At 59.3% G+C, this 18684-nt stretch carries 22 protein-coding genes; 14 read left to right on the top strand and 8 right to left on the bottom strand.

The annotated features are described in order from the left end of the window. Positions 1 to 8 precede the first annotated feature (8 nt). The 4 genes from FMN63_RS21040 (at position 9) to FMN63_RS21025 (ending at position 2652) form a co-directional block, all read left to right on the top strand. Positions 9 to 758, top strand: a complete 750-nt coding sequence (locus tag FMN63_RS21040; protein WP_148586117.1) for a pyridoxine 5'-phosphate synthase — start codon at positions 9 to 11, stop codon at positions 756 to 758. Continuing rightward, the gene (locus FMN63_RS21035; protein WP_148586116.1) at positions 758 to 1342 is read left to right on the top strand and encodes an HD domain-containing protein; all 585 of its coding nucleotides are present in this window, start codon (positions 758 to 760) and stop codon (positions 1340 to 1342) included. The genes FMN63_RS21040 and FMN63_RS21035 overlap by 1 nt, the downstream gene beginning before the upstream one ends. Positions 1343 to 1388: 46 nt before the next feature. Continuing rightward, positions 1389 to 2012, top strand: a complete 624-nt coding sequence (locus tag FMN63_RS21030) for a LysE family translocator (protein WP_148586115.1) — start codon at positions 1389 to 1391, stop codon at positions 2010 to 2012. Between the two features lie 91 nt (positions 2013 to 2103). Beyond that, positions 2104 to 2652 carry an NADPH-dependent FMN reductase gene (locus FMN63_RS21025; RefSeq protein ID WP_148586114.1) on the top strand — a complete coding sequence of 183 codons (549 nt, stop codon included), beginning with the start codon at positions 2104 to 2106 and terminating at the stop codon, positions 2650 to 2652. A 9-nt stretch (positions 2653 to 2661) separates the two neighbouring features. On the opposite strand, the gene FMN63_RS21020 is transcribed toward FMN63_RS21025, so the two are convergent. From FMN63_RS21020 to FMN63_RS21010, 3 genes are all read right to left on the bottom strand, one after another. Then, the gene (locus FMN63_RS21020) at positions 2662 to 3294 is read right to left on the bottom strand and encodes a DUF1826 domain-containing protein (protein WP_148586113.1); all 633 of its coding nucleotides are present in this window, start codon (positions 3292 to 3294) and stop codon (positions 2662 to 2664) included. After that, on the bottom strand, positions 3291 to 4505 hold the full coding sequence (locus FMN63_RS21015) for a GTP-binding protein (RefSeq protein WP_148586112.1): 1215 nt from the start codon (positions 4503 to 4505) through the stop codon (positions 3291 to 3293). The genes FMN63_RS21020 and FMN63_RS21015 overlap by 4 nt, the downstream gene beginning before the upstream one ends. Before the next feature lie 244 nt (positions 4506 to 4749). Next, positions 4750 to 5229: an Lrp/AsnC family transcriptional regulator gene (locus FMN63_RS21010; RefSeq protein ID WP_148586111.1), complete on the bottom strand. Its 480-nt coding sequence runs from the start codon at positions 5227 to 5229 to the stop codon at positions 4750 to 4752. Positions 5230 to 5371: 142 nt separating this feature from the next. Here FMN63_RS21010 and FMN63_RS21005 point away from each other — a divergent pair, with 142 nt between their 5' ends. Continuing rightward, positions 5372 to 6388: a 1-aminocyclopropane-1-carboxylate deaminase gene (locus FMN63_RS21005; protein WP_148586110.1), complete on the top strand. Its 1017-nt coding sequence runs from the start codon at positions 5372 to 5374 to the stop codon at positions 6386 to 6388. Positions 6389 to 6460: 72 nt separating this feature from the next. Here FMN63_RS21005 and FMN63_RS21000 read toward each other — a convergent pair whose 3' ends face one another. The 5 genes from FMN63_RS21000 to FMN63_RS20980 all read right to left on the bottom strand — a co-directional run bounded on the left by FMN63_RS21000 (position 6461) and on the right by FMN63_RS20980 (position 9893). Further along, entirely contained in the window at positions 6461 to 7075 is a 615-nt protein-coding gene (locus FMN63_RS21000) for an MliC family protein (protein ID WP_148586109.1), read from the bottom strand. A 170-nt stretch (positions 7076 to 7245) separates the two neighbouring features. Next, positions 7246 to 8043 (bottom strand): siderophore-interacting protein, encoded by a 798-nt coding sequence (locus tag FMN63_RS20995; RefSeq protein WP_205514188.1) that lies wholly within the window; start codon positions 8041 to 8043, stop codon positions 7246 to 7248. A 234-nt stretch (positions 8044 to 8277) separates the two neighbouring features. Further along, a complete protein-coding gene (locus FMN63_RS20990; protein WP_148586107.1) occupies positions 8278 to 8772 on the bottom strand; it encodes a YHS domain-containing (seleno)protein in 495 nt (164 codons plus the stop codon). A gap of 151 nt (positions 8773 to 8923) precedes the next feature. Next, positions 8924 to 9532, bottom strand: coding sequence for a TetR-like C-terminal domain-containing protein (locus tag FMN63_RS20985; RefSeq protein ID WP_148586106.1), 609 nt, complete (start codon positions 9530 to 9532; stop codon positions 8924 to 8926). Beyond that, entirely contained in the window at positions 9525 to 9893 is a 369-nt protein-coding gene (locus tag FMN63_RS20980) for a darcynin family protein (protein WP_148586105.1), read from the bottom strand. The genes FMN63_RS20985 and FMN63_RS20980 overlap by 8 nt, the downstream gene beginning before the upstream one ends. A gap of 156 nt (positions 9894 to 10049) precedes the next feature. Between FMN63_RS20980 and gatC the strand changes: the two genes are divergently transcribed. The 9 genes from gatC (at position 10050) to mdoH (ending at position 18613) form a co-directional block, all read left to right on the top strand. Continuing rightward, entirely contained in the window at positions 10050 to 10337 is a 288-nt protein-coding gene (gatC, locus tag FMN63_RS20975) for an Asp-tRNA(Asn)/Glu-tRNA(Gln) amidotransferase subunit GatC (RefSeq protein ID WP_148586104.1), read from the top strand. A gap of 13 nt (positions 10338 to 10350) precedes the next feature. Further along, positions 10351 to 10824, top strand: a complete 474-nt coding sequence (locus FMN63_RS20970; RefSeq protein ID WP_148586103.1) for a GNAT family N-acetyltransferase — start codon at positions 10351 to 10353, stop codon at positions 10822 to 10824. A 12-nt stretch (positions 10825 to 10836) separates the two neighbouring features. Further along, entirely contained in the window at positions 10837 to 12318 is a 1482-nt protein-coding gene (gene gatA, locus FMN63_RS20965) for an Asp-tRNA(Asn)/Glu-tRNA(Gln) amidotransferase subunit GatA (protein WP_148586102.1), read from the top strand. 29 nt (positions 12319 to 12347) lie between these two features. After that, complete coding sequence (locus FMN63_RS20960) at positions 12348 to 12857, top strand: Panacea domain-containing protein (RefSeq protein WP_162530092.1); 510 nt, start codon at positions 12348 to 12350, stop codon at positions 12855 to 12857. Between the two features lie 17 nt (positions 12858 to 12874). Beyond that, the gene (locus FMN63_RS20955) at positions 12875 to 13585 is read left to right on the top strand and encodes a hypothetical protein (RefSeq protein WP_148586100.1); all 711 of its coding nucleotides are present in this window, start codon (positions 12875 to 12877) and stop codon (positions 13583 to 13585) included. A 3-nt stretch (positions 13586 to 13588) separates the two neighbouring features. Next, complete coding sequence (locus FMN63_RS20950) at positions 13589 to 14719, top strand: NAD(P)/FAD-dependent oxidoreductase (RefSeq protein ID WP_148586099.1); 1131 nt, start codon at positions 13589 to 13591, stop codon at positions 14717 to 14719. Between the two features lie 180 nt (positions 14720 to 14899). After that, positions 14900 to 16492: an OpgD/OpgG family glucan biosynthesis protein gene (locus FMN63_RS20945; protein ID WP_286192719.1), complete on the top strand. Its 1593-nt coding sequence runs from the start codon at positions 14900 to 14902 to the stop codon at positions 16490 to 16492. Then, on the top strand, positions 16489 to 16857 hold the full coding sequence (locus FMN63_RS20940; RefSeq protein ID WP_148586098.1) for a hypothetical protein: 369 nt from the start codon (positions 16489 to 16491) through the stop codon (positions 16855 to 16857). The genes FMN63_RS20945 and FMN63_RS20940 overlap by 4 nt, the downstream gene beginning before the upstream one ends. A 1-nt stretch (position 16858) precedes the next feature. Further along, complete coding sequence (mdoH, locus tag FMN63_RS20935) at positions 16859 to 18613, top strand: glucans biosynthesis glucosyltransferase MdoH (protein WP_148586097.1); 1755 nt, start codon at positions 16859 to 16861, stop codon at positions 18611 to 18613. The last annotated feature ends 71 nt before the right edge of the window (positions 18614 to 18684 follow it).

Here is an 18684-nt window from a genome sequence, read left to right as displayed (position 1 = left end):
TATCAATCATGCCTGCCGTTTCGCGCCTTTCCGTCAATGTCAACGCCATCGCCATGCTGCGCAACCGCCGGGACCTGCCCTGGCCAAGTGTGACCGGACTGGCCACCATCGCGATGGAAGCCGGCGCCAAGGGCATCACCGTGCATCCACGCCCGGACGAGCGTCATATCCGCAAGACGGACGTGTTCGAGCTCTCCGAGCTGATCGAGGACAGGTTCCCGAACAAGGAGCTGTGTCTGGAAGGTTTTCCGACCCCCGACTTCATGAAGCTGGTGGAAGAGGCGCGCCCCGAACAGGTTCTGTTCGTGCCGGACGACCCGCAGCAAACCACCTCGGACCACGGCTGGGACTTCTCGAAAGACACTGGCGCCCTGGAAACGGCGATTGCCGCCGCCAGGGAATGGGCGGTCACGGTCTCGCTCTTCTGCGATCCGGACCCGGCCGCGCCCGAACATGCAGCAAGGCTGGGCGCCGAGCGGATCGAGATCTACACCGGGCCTTATGGCGCCTGCTATGACGACCCGGGACGCGCTGAAAAGGAACTCGATAAGATCGTCGCCACGGCGGAAGCCGCGAAGAGCTGCGGGCTTGGCGTCAATGCCGGGCACGACCTGACCGTGGAAAACATCCCTGCTCTTATGGCGCGCGCGCCCTTCATTCGGGAAATGTCGATCGGCCACGGTTTCACCGCCGATGCACTGATCTACGGTTTCGCCGAAAGTGTCGCCCGCTTCCGCAGGGCCATGGGCGAGATCTGATGAACGACACCTTGCAAAGGCAGGTCGCGTTTCTTCTGGAAACCGACAAGCTGAAGGAAGTGGTCCGGCTCAACCAGCTCACGGGCGGCGCCCGACGCGAGACGACGGCCGAACATTGCTGGCACGTGATCCTGCAGACGCTCACCCTCGCCGAACACGCCCCGGCCGGCACCGACATCAACCATGTGGTCAAACTGCTTGCCGTTCACGACCTGGTGGAAATCGACGCGGGCGACCACTGGGTCACCGACGACAACCGGGCCGGCATCAAGGAGCTGGAACAAGCGGCTGCCAGCCGTCTGTTTGCCCTGCTTCCAACGTCCCAGGAACTGGACTTCAAGGGCCTGTGGCTGGAGTTTGAGGCCAACGAAACACCGGAAGCCAAATTTGCCAATGCCATGGACGCCCTGCATCCGATGGTTCTTGTCTTTGCTTCCGGCCTGGACGATCCGACCCACGAGCCAATCTCTGCCGAAGCCCTGAAGCTGACGAAGGAATCCCGCCTGTCTCCCTTCCCCGGTCTATGGGATTTTGCCCAGGACCTTCTGAACCAGGCCGTCAGCGACGGCCGGCTGCTGCCCTGAAACACCCCTCCGGCTGCGCTTCGCGGCCTTTTTCTTGAGAACACACATGCCGATAGATCTTTGGCTCGTCTTCATTGCCGTCTCGCTTCTGCCTGCCGTCAGTCCCGGCCCGGCGGTCATGTTGGCTATTTCCAACACGCTCCGGTTCGGGCGCAACGCGACCCTTGCCTCGGCGGCTGGCAACGCCACGGGACTGGTGATCCTGGGCTACGCTGTCGCCCTTGGCTTTGGCGCCCTTATGGCGACCTCCGCTGTGGCCTTCACCGTGCTGAAAGTCATCGGTGCGGCGTATCTGATTTTCATCGGCATCAAGATCTGGCGCGACAAGTCGGCCTTTCATGTGGAAGAAGGCGTCCTGATCGCCCGCAAGAGCCCCAGAAAACTGTTTCTGGAAGCGCTGCTGGTTTCCATCACCAATCCGAAAGCCATTCTGGTCATCACCGCGCTGTTCCCCCAGTTCATGCGGGCCGACGGCATCGATCCCTTGGAAATCTCGGTGCTGTCCTTCACATACGCAGCCCTGTGTTTCGCCAACCATGCAGCGATTGCCTATGCAGGCGGCCACATGCGCCGCTTCCTGACCTCCGCAAAACGAATGCTCTGGGTGCGCAGGGTCACAGGCACGCTCTTTGTCGGCTTCGGTGCGGCCCTGGCAGCAGCCAGCCGGTAAGGCGGCACTCGCCAGAAGTCTCCTGGGGGATCACGCGGCGGGGCGAATCCGATAGGCTCAGCCTCTTGCCCACCTCAAGCGGACCGGTTCCTTGCCTCTGAAGATCCTCACATTTTGCGGCAGTTTGCGTGCCGCCTCGTCCAACCTGGCTTTGCTGAACGCAGCAGAACGGCTGGTTCCGGAGGGGCTGGTTCTCAGCCGCTATGACCGCATCGGCGAACTGCCGCATTTCGTGCCGGATCTCGACGTCACCGATAGCCTGCCGGAAATCGTTGCCGATCTGCGCGCGCAGGTGGCGCGCGCGGACGGGCTGCTCTTCGCGGTGCCGGAATACATGCATGCGCTGCCCGGGAGCTTCAAGAACGCCCTCGACTGGATGGTCGGCTGCCAGAAATTTCCCGGAAAACCAGTCGCCCTTGCCCATGTCACCTCCCGCCATGCGTTCGCCCCTCCCCAGCTGGAAGAGATCCTTCGAACCATGTCTGCAGAAATCGTCAGTGAAGCCGGATTTTCCCTTGGCCTCACGAGCAATGCCATTACGGCAGAGACGATCTGTGACGATGCCCGTCTGGCGACCATCGTCACGCAACACCTGGACCGATACCGCTCCTGGCTCTATCGTCAGCATGGGGCAGACTGAGCCTTCGACCTAATCCGCCGGATCAATCACCAGAAGAAGCCGCGGACCACTTTCCGGTGTCGCGACCGGTGAGCGGTGCAGAAGCGCCGTCCTTTCCTCGCTGGACCATTTCCGGCCCCGGAAAAGAGCAACGCCACCGGGCGGCACCTGACGGATGCGGCCGCTCTCATGGGCGATATTTTCCGGAACGTATTCCGTCCCCGCCCCGCGGTAGCTGCACAACAACCGAGCCCGAACATTGTCCAGGTGGAACTTCGGACACATGACGTCTTCCGAAACATCCAGCCGCAACCGCACCAGACGCACCGTCAGGGTCTTTGCCAGCATAAGGGCGAGTGCGCCGACATCGCTTGCCAGCGTGTCCCGCATTTCACACACCGGGACGCCATGGCTTTCGCAGGCCGCCATGACAGCCGTTTCGGCCAGATGGACCGGCACCACCGTCCGCAGCTCCGGCAGGCTGTCTGGCGGCAAAGCATCGATCCACTTTTGAAATTCGGGCTCCGGTGTCCGCCGCCAGATGGCGGCGGCGACGCCCGGTTCACGAATGTCGGCGAGGATGTCCGGATCCCGGCCGATGATAACGTCCCGAGCGGCGGGGCCGTTCGAAAAGGCCTCAGCCTTCAGCTCCAGCGCCGTCATGCTGCGCGGTCCGCGTGGCGAAAGGCCGGAAAGGGATCGGGCAGATGCGCAAAGCTCGCCAGATCATCACCCGCCTCTTCGCCGATCAGACACGCGTCGAGCCGAGATTTCAGCAGCGGCCAGTCTATGCCCGCGCCGATGAAGACAATTTCCTGCCGCCGGTCGCCGAAAGGCTCAACCCAGAGCGACTTTGCGTAGGCCCGGGCACGCTCGTCATCCGGCCAGCGTTCCTGTGGCACCGACGCCCACCATGTCCCCAGCGGGCTTACGCTGGAGAGCGCCCCTGCCAGTGAAAACTCGATCACCCACTGCGGCCGGCTCCCGATCCAGAAATGCCCCTTGGCACGGATGACACCAGGAAGCTGCCCGTTGAGCACCTCGTGGATCTTTTCCGGATCGAATGGCCGTCTTGCCCGGTAGACGTAGGAGGCAACACCATATTCCTCCGTTTCGGGAACATGATCGGCAAATCCGTAAAGTTCCTTCGCCCACATCGGATGCTCATGAGCCTTCTCGAAGTTGAAGAGCCCCGTATTGAGGATTTTGGAAGGCGAGACGTCCGAAAAGTCGGTCTCGATGATCTTCGCATCGGCATTGAGACTGCGGATGATCTTGCGGGCGGCATCGACCTGCCCCGCTGTCGCCGCGCCCACCTTGTTGAGAACCACCACATCGGCAAACTCGATCTGGTCGGTCAGGAGGTGCACCAGCGTGCGCTCGTCCTCTTCACCAAGCGTCTCGCCCCGGTCGCTCAGGAAATCATGGCTGGAGAAATCTCCCAGAAGATTGACCGCATCGACCACGGTCACCATCGTGTCGAGCCTTGCCACATCGGACAGGCTGTTGCCGGTTTCATCACGGAAATCGAAAGTCGCCGCCACCGGCAAAGGCTCGGAAATCCCGGTTGATTCAATGAGCAGGTAGTCGAACCTGCCATCGCCAGCAAGACGGCGCACTTCGTTCAGAAGATCATCGCGCAAGGTGCAGCAGATGCAGCCGTTGGACATTTCCACGAGGGTTTCCTCGGTCTTGCTCAATTCCGCACCGCCAGCCCGCACCAGATCAGCGTCGATATTGACCTCCGACATGTCGTTGACGATCACGGCCACCTTCAACCCGGCACGGTTGTTGAGAACGCGATTGAGCAAGGTGGTCTTGCCAGCTCCCAGGAAGCCGGACAGAACGGTTACGGGCAGACGTCGATCAGACATAGGGCCTCCAGTCGATGCGATATGCTACGCTACATCATGTTATGTTATTACATATCGGATCTGTACTGTAATGTTCCCGCCCGATGCAACCGTTTTTTGGTCACGGACGCTCAAGGCTTCCTGACAGCAGGACTATGGCAAGGGATTTGGAAGCACGCATCCGGGGCATTCATCCGGGACGCTCATCAGCCCCCCCGGTCTGCGAAGCCCCGTCCGGCAGGTCAGGCGTGGTGTCCGGGGAGTTCTAGAAAGGTAGCGGTGCGTTGTCGGTCACTTCCTTCATGACGAAGAACGTACGCGTCTGGCGCACCCCCGGCAGCACGATCAGTTTTTCGCCGTGAAGCTTGTTGAAATCCGTCATGTCCCGTGTGCGGATCTTCAGAAAATAATCAAAGTCGCCCGCGACCAGATGGCAGTCGAGAATGAAGTCCGCCTTTCGGACGACCTCTTCAAACTCCTCAAAACTCTGTGGCGTCGACCGGTCCAGCACGACGCCAACAATCACCAGGGCCGATCTGTCGACCTTTTGCGGGTCGATTTGCGCATGGACGCCCTGAATGAACCCCTCGTCGAACAGGCGTTGTGTGCGTCTGTGGCAGGTGGCCGGGCTAACGTTCACCAGACCGGCAAGTTCGGCGTTGCTCAGGCGGCCATCTTCCTGCAGCAGTTTCAGAATCTTGCGATCGATCCGGTCCAATTCATCTGCCATGGAAGATTCTTTCATTTTTCTGGCATCGATTGATTCAAATACGAACTCTTATCCATTCACATCTCTCGAGAACAGAAAAAATTCATAAAAATTTGAAAGCACCTTTCCGGCAATTTCTGCGAGGATTTACGCATCAACAACCTATCCGGTGCGCTCCATGAACCTCAGCAAATTTGAACGTTATCCCCTCACCTTCGGCCCGACGCCTATCGAACACCTACCCCGGCTTTCCGAAGCCCTTGGCGGCAAGGTGGAGATTTATGCAAAGCGCGAAGACTGCAACTCCGGCCTCGCCTTTGGCGGCAACAAGCTGCGGAAACTGGAGTACATCGTACCCGACGCCATCGCATCCGGCGCCGATACGCTGGTTTCCATAGGCGGCGTTCAGTCCAACCACACCCGCATGGTCGCAGCGACCGCCGCCAAGATCGGCATGAAATGCGTCGTGGTGCAGGAAAAGTGGGTGCCTCACTATGATGCCGTCTACGACCGGGTCGGCAACATTCTTCTGACCCGCCTTATGGGTGCTGACTCGCGCCTGGTCGAAGATGGTTTCGACATCGGCATTCGCCAGAGCTGGGAAGACGCCATGCAGTCCGTTCGCGATGCAGGCGGCACGCCATACGGCATTCCCGCCGGTGCATCCGTGCACAAGTTCGGTGGTCTGGGTTATGTGCGCTTTGCGGAGGAAGTGAAGCAGCAGGAAGAAGAGCTTGGCTTCAGTTTCGACTATATCGTCGTCTGCGTGGTGACCGGCTCAACACAGGCTGGCATGATCGTCGGCTTCGCCGACCAGAACCGGGCTGATCGCGTGATCGGTATCGACGCTTCGGGTACCGTGGAACAGACCCGTTCGCAGGTTCGTCAGATCGTCGACAACACAGCCTCCCTCGTGGAGCTTGGCCGCACGGTGCGGGACGACGAGATCGTGATCAACCCGGACTACGCCTACCCGGCCTACGGGGTTCCTTCTGAAGAAACCAACGAAGCCATCCGGCTCGCCGCCAAGACCGAGGCAATGATCACCGACCCGGTCTATGAAGGCAAGTCGATGCAAGGCATGATCGATCTGGTCAAACTGGGCAAAATTCCTGCCGGATCAAAGGTGCTTTATGCCCATCTCGGCGGCGCTCCTGCCCTCAACGGCTACAGCTACTACTACAAGGACGGCTAATTACGGCCAGACCGGCCGCTGCTCACAAGGCATCGGCCGGTTTTCGCAGCCTGACAGGCCGAAACGGGCCTGTCAGCCACGCGCCTTGCAATCGAATGACGTACCTTGTGGCCAATCGACCATGGCCTCGTCACCCTTGATCCAGAAAAGAATGCCGAAGTCGCCCTCGTAACGCGCACCGGACCCGCTGGGCCCCTGCACGACAATCTCGGTCGTGTCGCCACGCTCCAGCCGCGCTGACGGTGGTTCGGTATCAAAGAAAGTCGCTACGATCTCGTCGGCCGGGTTATCGTTGCAGGTGTAAAAGACCGGGGCCTGTCCCTTGATCAGCTGATAGCGCGCGGTCAGTTCCGCAATCCGGCGTTCATAGGCTGAGCGGACGCAGGCGAGTTCGTCGTCACTCTTCCAGCAGTCATCGCGCCCCTTCACCCAGCCACGTTGATAGGCCTTCAGCGTGTTGAGTTCTTTTTCCGCACCCGCATCCAGCGACTTCACGACGCCGACCGCGCCCTCGTAAACATCCGCCAGTTTCTGATCCAGCGCCGCAAGGTCGTCATTCGAACAGACCAGCTTCTCCGCTGAACTTTCCGCCTTCGCGCAATCGAAAGCCGGACCGGCAGCCCATGCAGCCGGAACAAAGGCAACGCCGGCGGAAACGAGACCAAGAACAACTGCCAAACCACGCATGAAACCACCTCCCGAAAAACCTGTAATTACAGATCTAGCGGATCCCGGATTGATGGCAAGATTTGGATCTACGACAGATATGTTCCGGCCGGGCCATACGGGTGGTCAGCATTTCCCGCCGGCAGGACCCGCGTCCAGCCGGTGAGAGGTGCAAATACCGGCGAAGGACCTCAGGCGGCTTCCGCCCTTTTGAGCTGCTGATGTTCGTCCTCGACAAGTCCGATTTTCCAGTAACCGGAAATATAGGTGTCCGCCTTGGGGACTTTCCGCTCGTTATGAAGATGGTCCCGAAGCGCCCGAATGACGGAGCTTTCACCGGCGATACAGATCTGAACAGGTCCGGAAGGCCATTCCAGGGACTTCACAAGGTCCACCTGCGCTGTCGAAGGCACATGCGGTCGCTCCTGGATCAGCCACCTGATTTCGACGCCCTCGGGAGCCGCAATGTCGCGCTTGTCATCCTCAGAGGGAACTTCGAACAGCACAAGCCCGCTTGCATCGCGCGGCATTGCCTCAAGCGTCGCTTCCACCACCGGCATTGCGGAAAGGTCTGCCGCCAGGAGATACCAGTCGGCATGAAACTCGGTAATCTTCGGCTGGCTTGGGCCAAGAAAACCGAGGAAGTCGCCTTCCCCAGCCCGCTGTGCCCAGCGCGTTGCCGGCCCTTCGTCGCCGTGCGCTACAAAGTCGATATCGAGTTCCAGCGCGTCTTTGCGAAAGGCACGGACCGTGTAGGTGCGGATCGGATGCACGCGTTCGGAAGGTCCGTCCGGTGCATAATGCGCTTCAAAGGCCTCGCGGCTTTCGCCGTCACGCGGCAGCAGCAACTTGCAGTTCGCACCCTCGTGGCCTTCGGGAAATCCCTGCAATTCCGGCCCGGCAAAGGTGACACGGACGAGATTGGGGCTGAGGTAGCGCGTCGACCTGACGGTCAGAAAGCGGGGTTGGCGTTTCGCAGACTTGGCCAAGAGGCACCTCATAATTCTTGAGTAATATTCTCAAGATTTAACATCCACGAAAGCCGATTTAAAGATCTGCCGCCCGGAAAAATGTCTCTGTGTCTCGCAGGACGGGGTTTTGCCTCCCCTCTCCCGGCCGACACTGCGCTTGTCCGGTGCAATTTTAGTCTACATCACGTTTTAGCGACGAGGCCTGAGCCCGCCTGTTGGCGGGCTTCCGGCTGAGATACAGGAACAACAGCGTCACTCGCGGATGATCGGATCCGTCAGTTCGCCCGGCTCCTTGTCCTTGATGATGTCCCAGTTGAGGGTCGCCTTGCGGATATTGCCCGGCACATCTTTTTCGAACCGGTCCTGAACATTCAGAGAGTTGTTCAGGTAAAGCTTGCCGTCAACAATCGACCAGGCTTCCGGAACCACCGGCACCTTGAAACCCATGGAGGCACCGAAGGCACAAAAGCCGCCATATTGAGGGGCATATTTCGCCGGGTTGGCAACGAATTTGTCGCGGTTTTCGGCAGACGAGAACTTCCAGGTAACCTCGTCATATTCGGCCGTATATTCGTCGGAGCCGGCAACAGGTTTGCCGACCGTGAAATAGGCAACAGGATCGGTTCCGCCGATTGCGGCCCCGCCTTTGGTGAAAGTGGTGATGTCGTCGGCGGAAGCCGTGAAGGCGGCAGCGGAGAAGAGCGCGGTCAGTCCCAGCAGAACCGATTTGGACGTATAGAGCGGCATGAGCGTCTCCAATGGAGTGTGAAACGGATTGATGACCTGGAGCCTGTCGCTCCAAGCATGAAAACCATGTCTTCTGCTGCAGAAATTGGCCAATCACCCTTGTTCACAGAGCCGCTAACGGAAAGCGAGAAAATCGTGATGGCAGATACCTTCAGACTCCCGGGAGGCCCGGCAGCTCCTGACGGGGCGCAGGCTCTCGCGGCGCCACAAGGCCCAGCACCAGATAGATAGCCGTCTCGATGTCTCTGGCCTCGATCCTGATATTGCGGATGAGCAGGCGGAAATAGATCAGCCCGAGCAGCAGATCGATCCGGGTTTCCATATCGACTTCGAACGGTGTCGCGATGAAGATCTGGCGCAGAACCAGCCGCCGGGCGGCCTCGGCCTCGTCCAGAACACCTGCGAGGTCCGGCCTGTCGCGATACGGCACCAGCGCCTGAACCGCAGCGCCCAGCGCGGTATCCTGCAAGGCCGCAACGGTGTTGGAAAGACATTGCCGAAGATCCTCGGCGACGCTACCCCGCTGAGGCGGTGCCGGATTAACGCTGGCGAGAGCTGCCTCGACAGCCGCCGCAATCAACGCGCCCTTGTCCGCGTAGCGCCGGTAGACCGCCTGCTTGCTGGTGCGCGCGCGTGCGGCGATTGCAGCAATGGTGGTCTTCTCGTAGCCGTTCTCGGCCAGCTCGGTGAGCGTTGCCTCCAGAAGCGCCTTGCTGACCCTCTCCTCCTGCGGCCGTCCGGCTGTGCTTTCCTCAGGCATCGCCGGTTTCTTCAAGGGCTGTTTCGTAATCCTGGAACCCGTTCTCGATACCGGTCGTCACGTTGACGATCCGTGCATAGGGCTTTGAGAAGATCACCGTGTCGCGCAGTTCCTCCCACAGGTGGTGATAGGCGCGCATGTCGAAAAACCGGCAAATCGCGAAATCGGAAAAGCCGCCTGCCAGCGCATCGGCATCGAACCACTCGAACGTCACCTTCGGGTGACGCGCCAGGATCTCGCCGATCTGACCGGCAATCTCCCCCCGCTCATGGCGATCAAGCGCCAACCAATCCGGTTCGAAGGCCAGGTAGACGATGGCTGCCATCGGCAAGGGACGGATCGTTTCGGGGGACTGTGTCATGCGCAGGCCTCTATTTCGGTTACCATTGGTACCGATTTATTCCGAATTCAGCGGTTACGCAAGTCCACACGCTTGCCTTCGCCGGTCCGCCGCCGCAAGAAGAGCACAAGCCTGGAACGAAAAAACGCTTCGGGCACCTGCAAAGACGAGGAAAACATGTCTGTTGATACCGATACGGTGAAACGCGTTGCCCGCCTGGCACGCATCAAGGTGAGCGAAGAAGACGCAACCCGCATGACCGGCGAACTGAACGCCATTCTCGGCTTTGTCGAGCAGCTTGATGAAGTCGATATTTCCGGCGTCGAACCGCTGACGTCCGTGGTCGAGCAGACCATGAAAAAGCGCACGGACGGCGTCACCGACGGCGGCAAGGCTGCCGACATCACCCTGAACGCGCCGGCCTCCGAAGATAACTTCTTCATGGTGCCGAAAGTCGTCGAATAAGCGGACCACCCGGATGATCGCACCTGTTCCAGCTATCGCCATCGAAACGCCCCTGTCTGCCGACATGGGCGAGATGATTGCCGAGCTGAACGCCCTGCTGCTGACGCTGAGCCCGCCTGAGGCCTGCTACCACATGACAGCCGAAGAAATGGCCGGCGAGACAACGACCGTCTTCGTCGCCCGGATTGACGGCAAGGTGGCTGCCTGCGGTGCCCTGCACCGGCACCCGAATGGCGTTGCTGAAGTGAAGCGCATGTATACCAGGCCGGCCTATCAGGGTCTTGGTCTTGGCGGCCGCATTCTGGACCGGATCATAGCGCTGGCAACCCAGGAGGGCCTTTCCGAGCTCGTTCTGGAAACCGGCGACAAGCACCCGGCGGCCTGGCGCCTCTACGAACGTGCCGGCTTCAACCGCTGTGGACCCGTGCTTGATTATCCCGACAGTCCCTATTCCATTTTCTATTCCCGGCCGCTGGCGGCCGCCTGAGAGCTCAAATCCATGACCGATCTGACCAAACTGACCATTGCCGAAGCCCGTGAAGGCCTGAAGAACAAGGACTACACGTCGCTGGAACTGACCGATGCCTTCATCAAGAACATCGAGACAGCCAATGAAAGCCTGAATGCCTATGTGACCGTGACTGCCGACAAGGCGCGCGACATGGCAAAGGCATCCGACGCCAAGCTTGCCAAGGGCGAAGGCGGCGCGCTGGAAGGCATTCCGCTCGGCATCAAGGACCTGTTCGCCACTCAGGGCGTGCACACCCAAGCCTGCAGCCACATTCTGGACGGCTTCAAGCCGGCTTACGAATCCACCGTCACGTCCAACCTCTGGGCCGACGGCGCGGTCATGCTCGGCAAGCTGAACATGGACGAGTTCGCCATGGGCTCTTCCAACGAAACCTCCTATTACGGCCCGGTGATCAACCCGTGGCGGAAGAAGGGTTCCAACCAGGATCTGGTTCCGGGCGGATCTTCCGGCGGGTCCGCTGCCGCTGTTGCCGCCCGCATGTGCATGGGGGCCACCGCCACCGACACCGGCGGCTCCATCCGTCAGCCGGCGGCCTTCACCGGCACTGTCGGCATCAAGCCGACCTATGGCCGCTGCTCCCGCTGGGGCGTTGTCGCCTTTGCCTCCTCGCTCGACCAGGCCGGCCCGATCGCCCACACTGTGCGGGACAGCGCGATCATGCTGAAGTCGATGGCGTCCGTCGACGCCAAGGACACCACCTCCGTCGATCTTCCGGTGCCGGACTATGAAGCTGCCATCGGCAAATCCGTCAAAGGCCTCAAGATCGGCATTCCAGCAGAATATCGCCTGGAAGGCATGCCTGCCGAGATCGAAGCGTTGTGGCAGAAAGGGATCGACTGGCTGAAGGATGCCGGCGCGGAGATCGTCGACATCGCCATGCCGCACACCAAATACGCCCTGCCGGCCTATTACATCGTGGCACCGGCGGAAGCCTCCTCGAACCTTGCCCGTTATGACGGCGTGCGCTACGGCCTGCGCGTTCCGGGCAAGGACATCGTCGAGATGTACGAGAACACTCGCGCCGAAGGCTTCGGGGAAGAGGTCAAGCGCCGTATCCTGATCGGCACTTACGTTCTGTCGGCCGGTTACTACGATGCCTACTACCTGAAAGCCCAGAAGGTTCGCACGCTGATCAAGCGCGACTTCGACCTTGCCTGGGAAAACGGTGTCGATGCCATCCTGACCCCGGCCACCCCGTCTGCCGCCTTCGGCGTTGCCGACCAGGACCTTCATTCGGATCCGGTGAAAATGTACCTCAACGACATCTTCACCGTGACCGTGAACATGGCCGGTCTTCCGGGCATTTCCGTTCCGGCCGGCCTCGACAACAACGGCCTGCCGCTCGGTCTTCAACTGATCGGCAAACCTTTCGAAGAGAGCACGCTCTTCCAGGTCGGCCAGGTTATCGAAGACGCCGCCGGCTCCTTCGCACCGGAGAAATGGTGGTAAGATGGGTTCAGAATCACGAGTGTATTCTGATGACCTATGACGCGCGCGCGGTAGCAAACTTTTTCTTGTCACAGGCTGATGAGAGGGACATGGGATTAACTCCCATGACCCTCTTAAAGATCATGTACTTCGCTCATGCTTGGTATTTGGTCAAGTATGACAAGCCACTGGTCGGCCAGCCGTTCGAAGCATGGAAGCACGGACCTGTAAGTAGAGTCGTTTACGACGAAGTGAAGCAATATGGTTCTGCTGTTGTCTCTGAAAAGCTAAAAAAATTCGACCCGAGAAAGTTGGAATTCGCATACGCGAACGATAGCTTTAGCATGGAGGAAGAACAGCTTTTGATTGATGTTTTTAGATATTACGCACAGTTTCACGCTTATCAGCTTTCAGACTTAACTCACGAAGTAAATAGTCCGTGGGACAAAGTGTGGAAAGAAGCGGAAACAAAAGCTGTTCCCGGTATGTTCATATCAAACGATATGATAAAAGAATGGTTTAGTGTTCCGGGTGGGAGGTTGAAGGTGGTCCCGGACTAGATCGAGGAGATTTGTTAGTGACGAAACGCCTATACACCCCCTCCCTACCGGAATTATTCCGGGTGGATGCAACTAGCGTTGAAACCGCAGAGCTTCATCTAACCTCGATCTATTTAGATAGTACCGGCAAATTCAACTACTTGAATGCGTCAAAAATACTTCAAAGCGCATATAAAGGCTTCCACGACATTGAGCAGTTGGTGGCAGGCTGCGAGAAGGCTGGTAGCAAAGTTGGTCGCAAACCGAATGCCGAGGTTGTCCGACTTGCTGCACCAGAGGCCTTTGGTCGGAAAGCACAAGTTTTTCAATTACCGAAGAGAAGTTTCCATTTTGGAAAAGACAGAGCGGCTCCATTTAGGGTGCCATTCTTTTTCGTAGAGAACGAAGTCATTAAGATCTGCTTCCTGCAACCACGAAAAAATGGAGGCCTCAACTTAGAGCAATGCGGGGGACTCTTTACGGTTCTTAAGAAACACCTGTTAGACCAAGAGTTTTATGGTGAAAAAACAGACATTGAATACATCGATGTTTCTGCACCGAACAAAAAAGAAGCAAGAAAGAAAACTGTCTACTCGCTGAACGACATATCGCTCTGGAATGATGAAAAACTATCGAACCACCTCACCATCATCTCGCAAGCTCTCGAAAATTTAGAAAAAGCCGGACTGGCTGAGGAAATAAAGCCAAGACGCCCTTTCAAGGACCCGGATTTGCCGCTATTCGACTGATCCATGCATGACATCGAAACCCTCGTAATCGGCGCCGGAGCCGTTGGGCTCGCCATTGCGCGAGACCTGGCCCTGAGAGGCCGTGAGGTGATGGTTCTGGAACAGCATGGTCTCATCGGATCGGAGACCAGCGCCCGCAACTCGGAAGTCATCCACGCAGGTATCTATTATCCGGCCGGCAGTCTGAAGGCCCGCCTCTGCGTGAAGGGCAAGGCGCAGCTCTACCGGTTTTGCGCCGAGAACGGCGTCGGTTACGAGAGAATTGGCAAACTGATCGTTGCGACCAATAACGATCAACTGGAACAGCTTCAGGCAATCCGGCGCAAAGCCGCTGAAAACGGGGTCTCTGATCTCGAATTTATGGACCGGGACAGCCTGAAACACGCCGAACCGGAACTCGCTTGCACCGGCGCCTTGCAGTCTCCCTCCACCGGCATTGTCGACAGCCACGGCTTCATGCTCGCCCTTCAGGGCGGGCTGGAAGCAAACGGCGGCCAGGTCGTGCTGAACACCAGGGTTGCACGGCTGGAACGTCTGACGCGGGGCGGTTACCGGGTTCACGCGGAGACGGACGGGACCGACACCTACGCCCTGACATGCAAGGAACTGATCCTGTCGGCGGGCCACGGCGCGCCTGCACTGGCTTCAGCACTGGAAGGCGCCAATCCTCCGGCTGCCTATCTCGCAAAGGGCAGCTATTTCAAGCTTCAGGGAAAGGCACCGTTTTCCAGGCTCATCTACCCCGTGCCGGAGCCAGGCGGGCTCGGCGTTCACCTGACGCTCGACCTGCAACATCAGGCACGCTTCGGACCGGATGTGGAATGGGTGGAGACGGTGGACTACCGGGTAAACCCGGCCCGCGGCGAGCGTTTCTACTCTGCTATCCGCCGCTATTGGCCAGGCCTTGCCGACGGAGCCCTGGTACCTGATTATTCCGGCATCCGGCCCAAGATATCCGGCCCAGGCGAACCCGCCGCAGACTTCCGCATCGATGGACCTTCTGACCACGGGCTCGAGGGCCTTGTCGCGCTTTACGGAATCGAATCCCCCGGCCTGACCTCGGCGATGGCAATCGCTGATTATGTTGCCGAAAGGATTGCAACCGGCATCCAGGGCGCATCTTTTTCAAAATAATTTTGAAACCAACCATCGGCTCGGGCGTTTGAAAGTCAATCAAACAGGCCTGCGATGCTGCGCTGCACACGATTGCCATTTTTTGGTCCGTATTTCTCCTTAAAAATGCTTCAGTGCGCGTGCTCATACAGAAGAAGAACCACAAAGAACACTTAAATTTCAACAAGGTGACCAATCGTCGTGATCAATCGACGCACGTTTTTATCGGCAACGGCCCTTGCGGCAGGCGCTCTGGCAGGCACGGATCTGCGCACTGCATTCGCTGCAGAGAATACCGCACCTGCGCAGTCAGGCGGTTCCTTTGCGGCAGGTGAAGAGTTTAACTTCCCGGCACTCGTCGAGCGGATGAAGGAAAAGGCTGGCAAGGCCTATTCCCCCGATATCCCTCAACTGCCCGAAATTCTTGCCAAGCTCGATTATGACCAGCACCGTGCCATTCGCTTCAATCCTGAACGTTCAGTCTGGAAGGATACCGGCAGCAACTATCAACTGCAGGCGTTCCACCCGGGCTGGCTCTACAAGGAACCTGTCGAGCTCTACGAAATCGTCGACGGCAAGATAAGTGAACTGCACTTCACCGGAGCGGACTTCGAATACCGTGACCCGCTGGATCCGGAGAAATTCAAGGACGTGAACCTGCCGGGCATCGCCGGTTTCCGCCTGCACCATCCGCTGAACACGCCGGAGTATTTCGACGAACTGGTTGTGTTCCTGGGGGCAAGCTATTTCCGGGCACTCGGCAAGGGCAACGTCTATGGCCTGTCCGCGCGCGGACTTGCGATCGACACCGCCATCGCCGGACCGGAAGAGTTCCCGCGCTTCACGAAATTCTACCTGGAGCGCCCGACGGACGGGGCCGCCGAATTGCGGCTTTTTGCCGAGCTTGAAAGCGAAAGCGTTGCCGGGGCCTATCAGTTCACGATCAAGCCGGGCATCAACACGGTGATGGAGGTGGATGCTCGCATTTTCCTGCGCGAAGATGTCGAACGTCTCGGCATCGCACCGCTGACATCGATGTATCTGTTCGGCGAGAACGACCGCACCAACTTCGATGACTACCGCCCGGAAGTTCACGACAATGACGGGCTGCTGATCCTGCGCCAGAACGGTCAACGTCTGTGGCGCCCGGCCCGCAATCCGGATGAGCTTGCGCTCTCGTTCTTCAGCGAAGAGAACCCGGCCGGCTTCGGCCTGCTGCAGCGAGACCGGAATTTCGATCATTACCAGGACACGGAAGCCAAATATCAGCGCCGGCCGTCACTCTGGATCGAGCCGATCAACGACTGGGGCAACGGCCAGGTGATGCTGGCGGAGATCCCGGCCGAAAAAGAGATATACGACAACCTCGTCGCAAGCTGGGTCCCGAAGAACGGAACCAAGGCAGGTTCTGAACACCGTTTTGCCTATCGGATGATCTGGGGCCGGGAACCGGAACCGGGCACCCAACTGGCACAGGTGATTGCGACCAGCACAGGGCATGGGGGCGCGGCCGCCTCAGATCCGGATCCGAAACTGCGCAAATTCGTCGTGGAATTTGCCGGTGGCAATCTGGCCGACCTGGGAGCGGAAGCTCCTTTGACACCGAAGCTGAACCTGCAGAACGGCAAGGTTCAACACCAGTTCGTCCAGCGGCTGGAAGGCGGCAGCTGGCGAGTTGTGCTCGATATCGAGCGCGACGACGAGGAAGTACCGGTCGAGTTCATTCTCGCCCTGCAACTGGATGGGACGGATGTAACGGAAACCTGGATGTATCAGTGGAGTGGGAACAGATGACACAGCATGTGAGTATCGATCAAACGGCCAGTCCGGCCCTTTTCGCCGACAGCGATCTGCTTGACGAAGTCCGGTCTGTCCTGAAGCGCCCCGACCTTGGCGATGACGCGCTCTTGTCCGCTCTCGCAAATGCGCCGGCCGCTCGTGGCGGCATTGCACATGTCTCCGCCACGCCGCAGGACCGGGCAGACTTCATCAGGACCTTGCCGGTGCCCGCCCCACGCCACGGGCTGGAAATGCCGCAGCATGACCTCAACCCGCCGCTGGCCGTCCGCTTTGCGCCGCTTGTTGCCCTGTGGCATCGGGCCTTGCATCCGCTGGCACCACAGATGAAACGCGTTCCGGTTCCAGCCAAGGACCGCTGACATGAAGTTGGCCAGCTCCGGAGCCTGGTCGACAGCCTTTCGGCGGCTGGCCATGGCAGTGATCGCCCTTTGCCTGACCACAGGGGCGTCCTACATGTTTGCCATCGTCGTCCAGTCGGACGGGTTCGACTGGCTGGACATAGTCCGCATCACGCTCATGGCAATCGCCTCCTTCTGGCTGGCCTGGGGCGGATGTATTGCCCTTTTCGGCATCCTGTTTCCGCCTGAGGAAAGATCAACGACCGACGATCTTCCGGAAGGCCGCACCGCCATTCTCCTGCCCATCTACAACGAAGCCACCGGACCGGTGTTCGCCCGTCTGGAGGCCATCATGAAATCGGTCGCAGCCCTGCCCGAGGCCGACCGGTTCGATTTCTTCGTGCTGTCCGACACCACCAAAGCGGACGTCGGCGAAGAGGAACAGCGTGCCTATGAACAGTTGCTGGTCCGCCAGAATGCCGGCGGACGCCTGTTCTATCGGAGACGCGAGCAGAACATCGGCCGAAAGGCCGGAAATATCGCCGACTTCCTGACGACATCCGGTGGCGCCTACGAATATATGCTGGTGCTCGATGCCGACAGCCTGATGGACGGAAAGACCATCCTGGAGATGGTTCGGCGAATGGAAGCCGATCCGCGCCTCGGTTTGCTGCAATCGCTGCCGCAGATTATCGGGCTGTCCACCTTGTTCGGCCGTTTGCTGCAATTCGCGACCGGTCTTTACGGACCTTACTTCGCGCGCGGACTGGCCGCGGTTCAGGGCGAGCAAGGAACGTTCTGGGGTCACAATGCGCTGATCCGCACCCGCGCTTTTGCTTCGGCTTGCGGCATGGCCCCCCTCACCGGAAAACCGCCCTTTGGCGGTCATATCCTCAGCCACGATACTGTCGAAGCCGCGCTTCTGGCACGTGACGGCTGGAAGGTACGACTCGACCCGGATCTGACCGGCTCCTACGAGGAAGCACCGGCAAATATGGTCGACTACGCCAAGCGCGACCGGCGCTGGTGCCAGGGCAATCTGCAGCACAGCCGCATTCTGGCCGCACCTCGCTTCCGTTTCTGGAGCCGGATTTCGATCCTGCAAGGCGTCTTTGCCTATCTGGCCTCGCCGATCTGGTGCATCTTCCTGCTGGCAAGTCTTGCCGCTCCGCTGGTGGCGCCGCCTCCGGTCTATTTCGACGGCCATTCGCCCTTCCCGGTCTTTCCTCACCCGGAAACGACCACGGCACTTGCCCTGCTGTTCGGTCTGGTGGCCCTGCTCATCCTGCCCAAGCTCCTGCTCGTGGCACGCGCGCTTCTTGGCGGCAATTCGGCAGATTTCGGCGGCTCTGTACGCCTGCTGATCAGCTTCCTGCTGGAAATCCTGCTGACATCGATCCTTGCGCCGATCCACATGATGTTTCACTGCCGCTCGGTGTTTCAGGTGCTGACAGGGGCAGACAGCGGCTGGCCGACGGCCGATCGGGACGACGGCTCCCTGCCAATCCCGGCCGCGTTTTTCGCCACCTGGTGGATGAGCATTGCAGGAGCCGGTGCTATCGCCTTCTCGCACAGCTACGCGCCGGAAATGTTCTACTGGCTCCTTCCCGTAGCCCTGCCGCTGGTTTTCGCCCCTCTTCTGGTCTGGATGACGGCGTCGGTGATGCTGGGCAAGGTTACGAAAAAACTGGGTCTCTTTCAGGTTCCCACAGAAGCAGCCCCGGTCGACGTTGCCGAAGACATGCGGCTTGCGCTAGCTCAGAACGCCGCGGCCTGAGGAAGGGTTCCACCTGTTTCAAATACCCATCTTTCCATCGTCGTTCCGGTTGGCCGGGATGGCGATGGAGA

Origin of the sequence: Stappia sp. BW2 (assembly GCF_008107695.1) — a bacterium.
Lineage (GTDB): Bacteria > Pseudomonadota > Alphaproteobacteria > Rhizobiales > Stappiaceae > Roseibium.
Note: the sequence above shows the minus strand (reverse complement) of the source record. Positions and strands in the feature narration are given on the sequence as shown.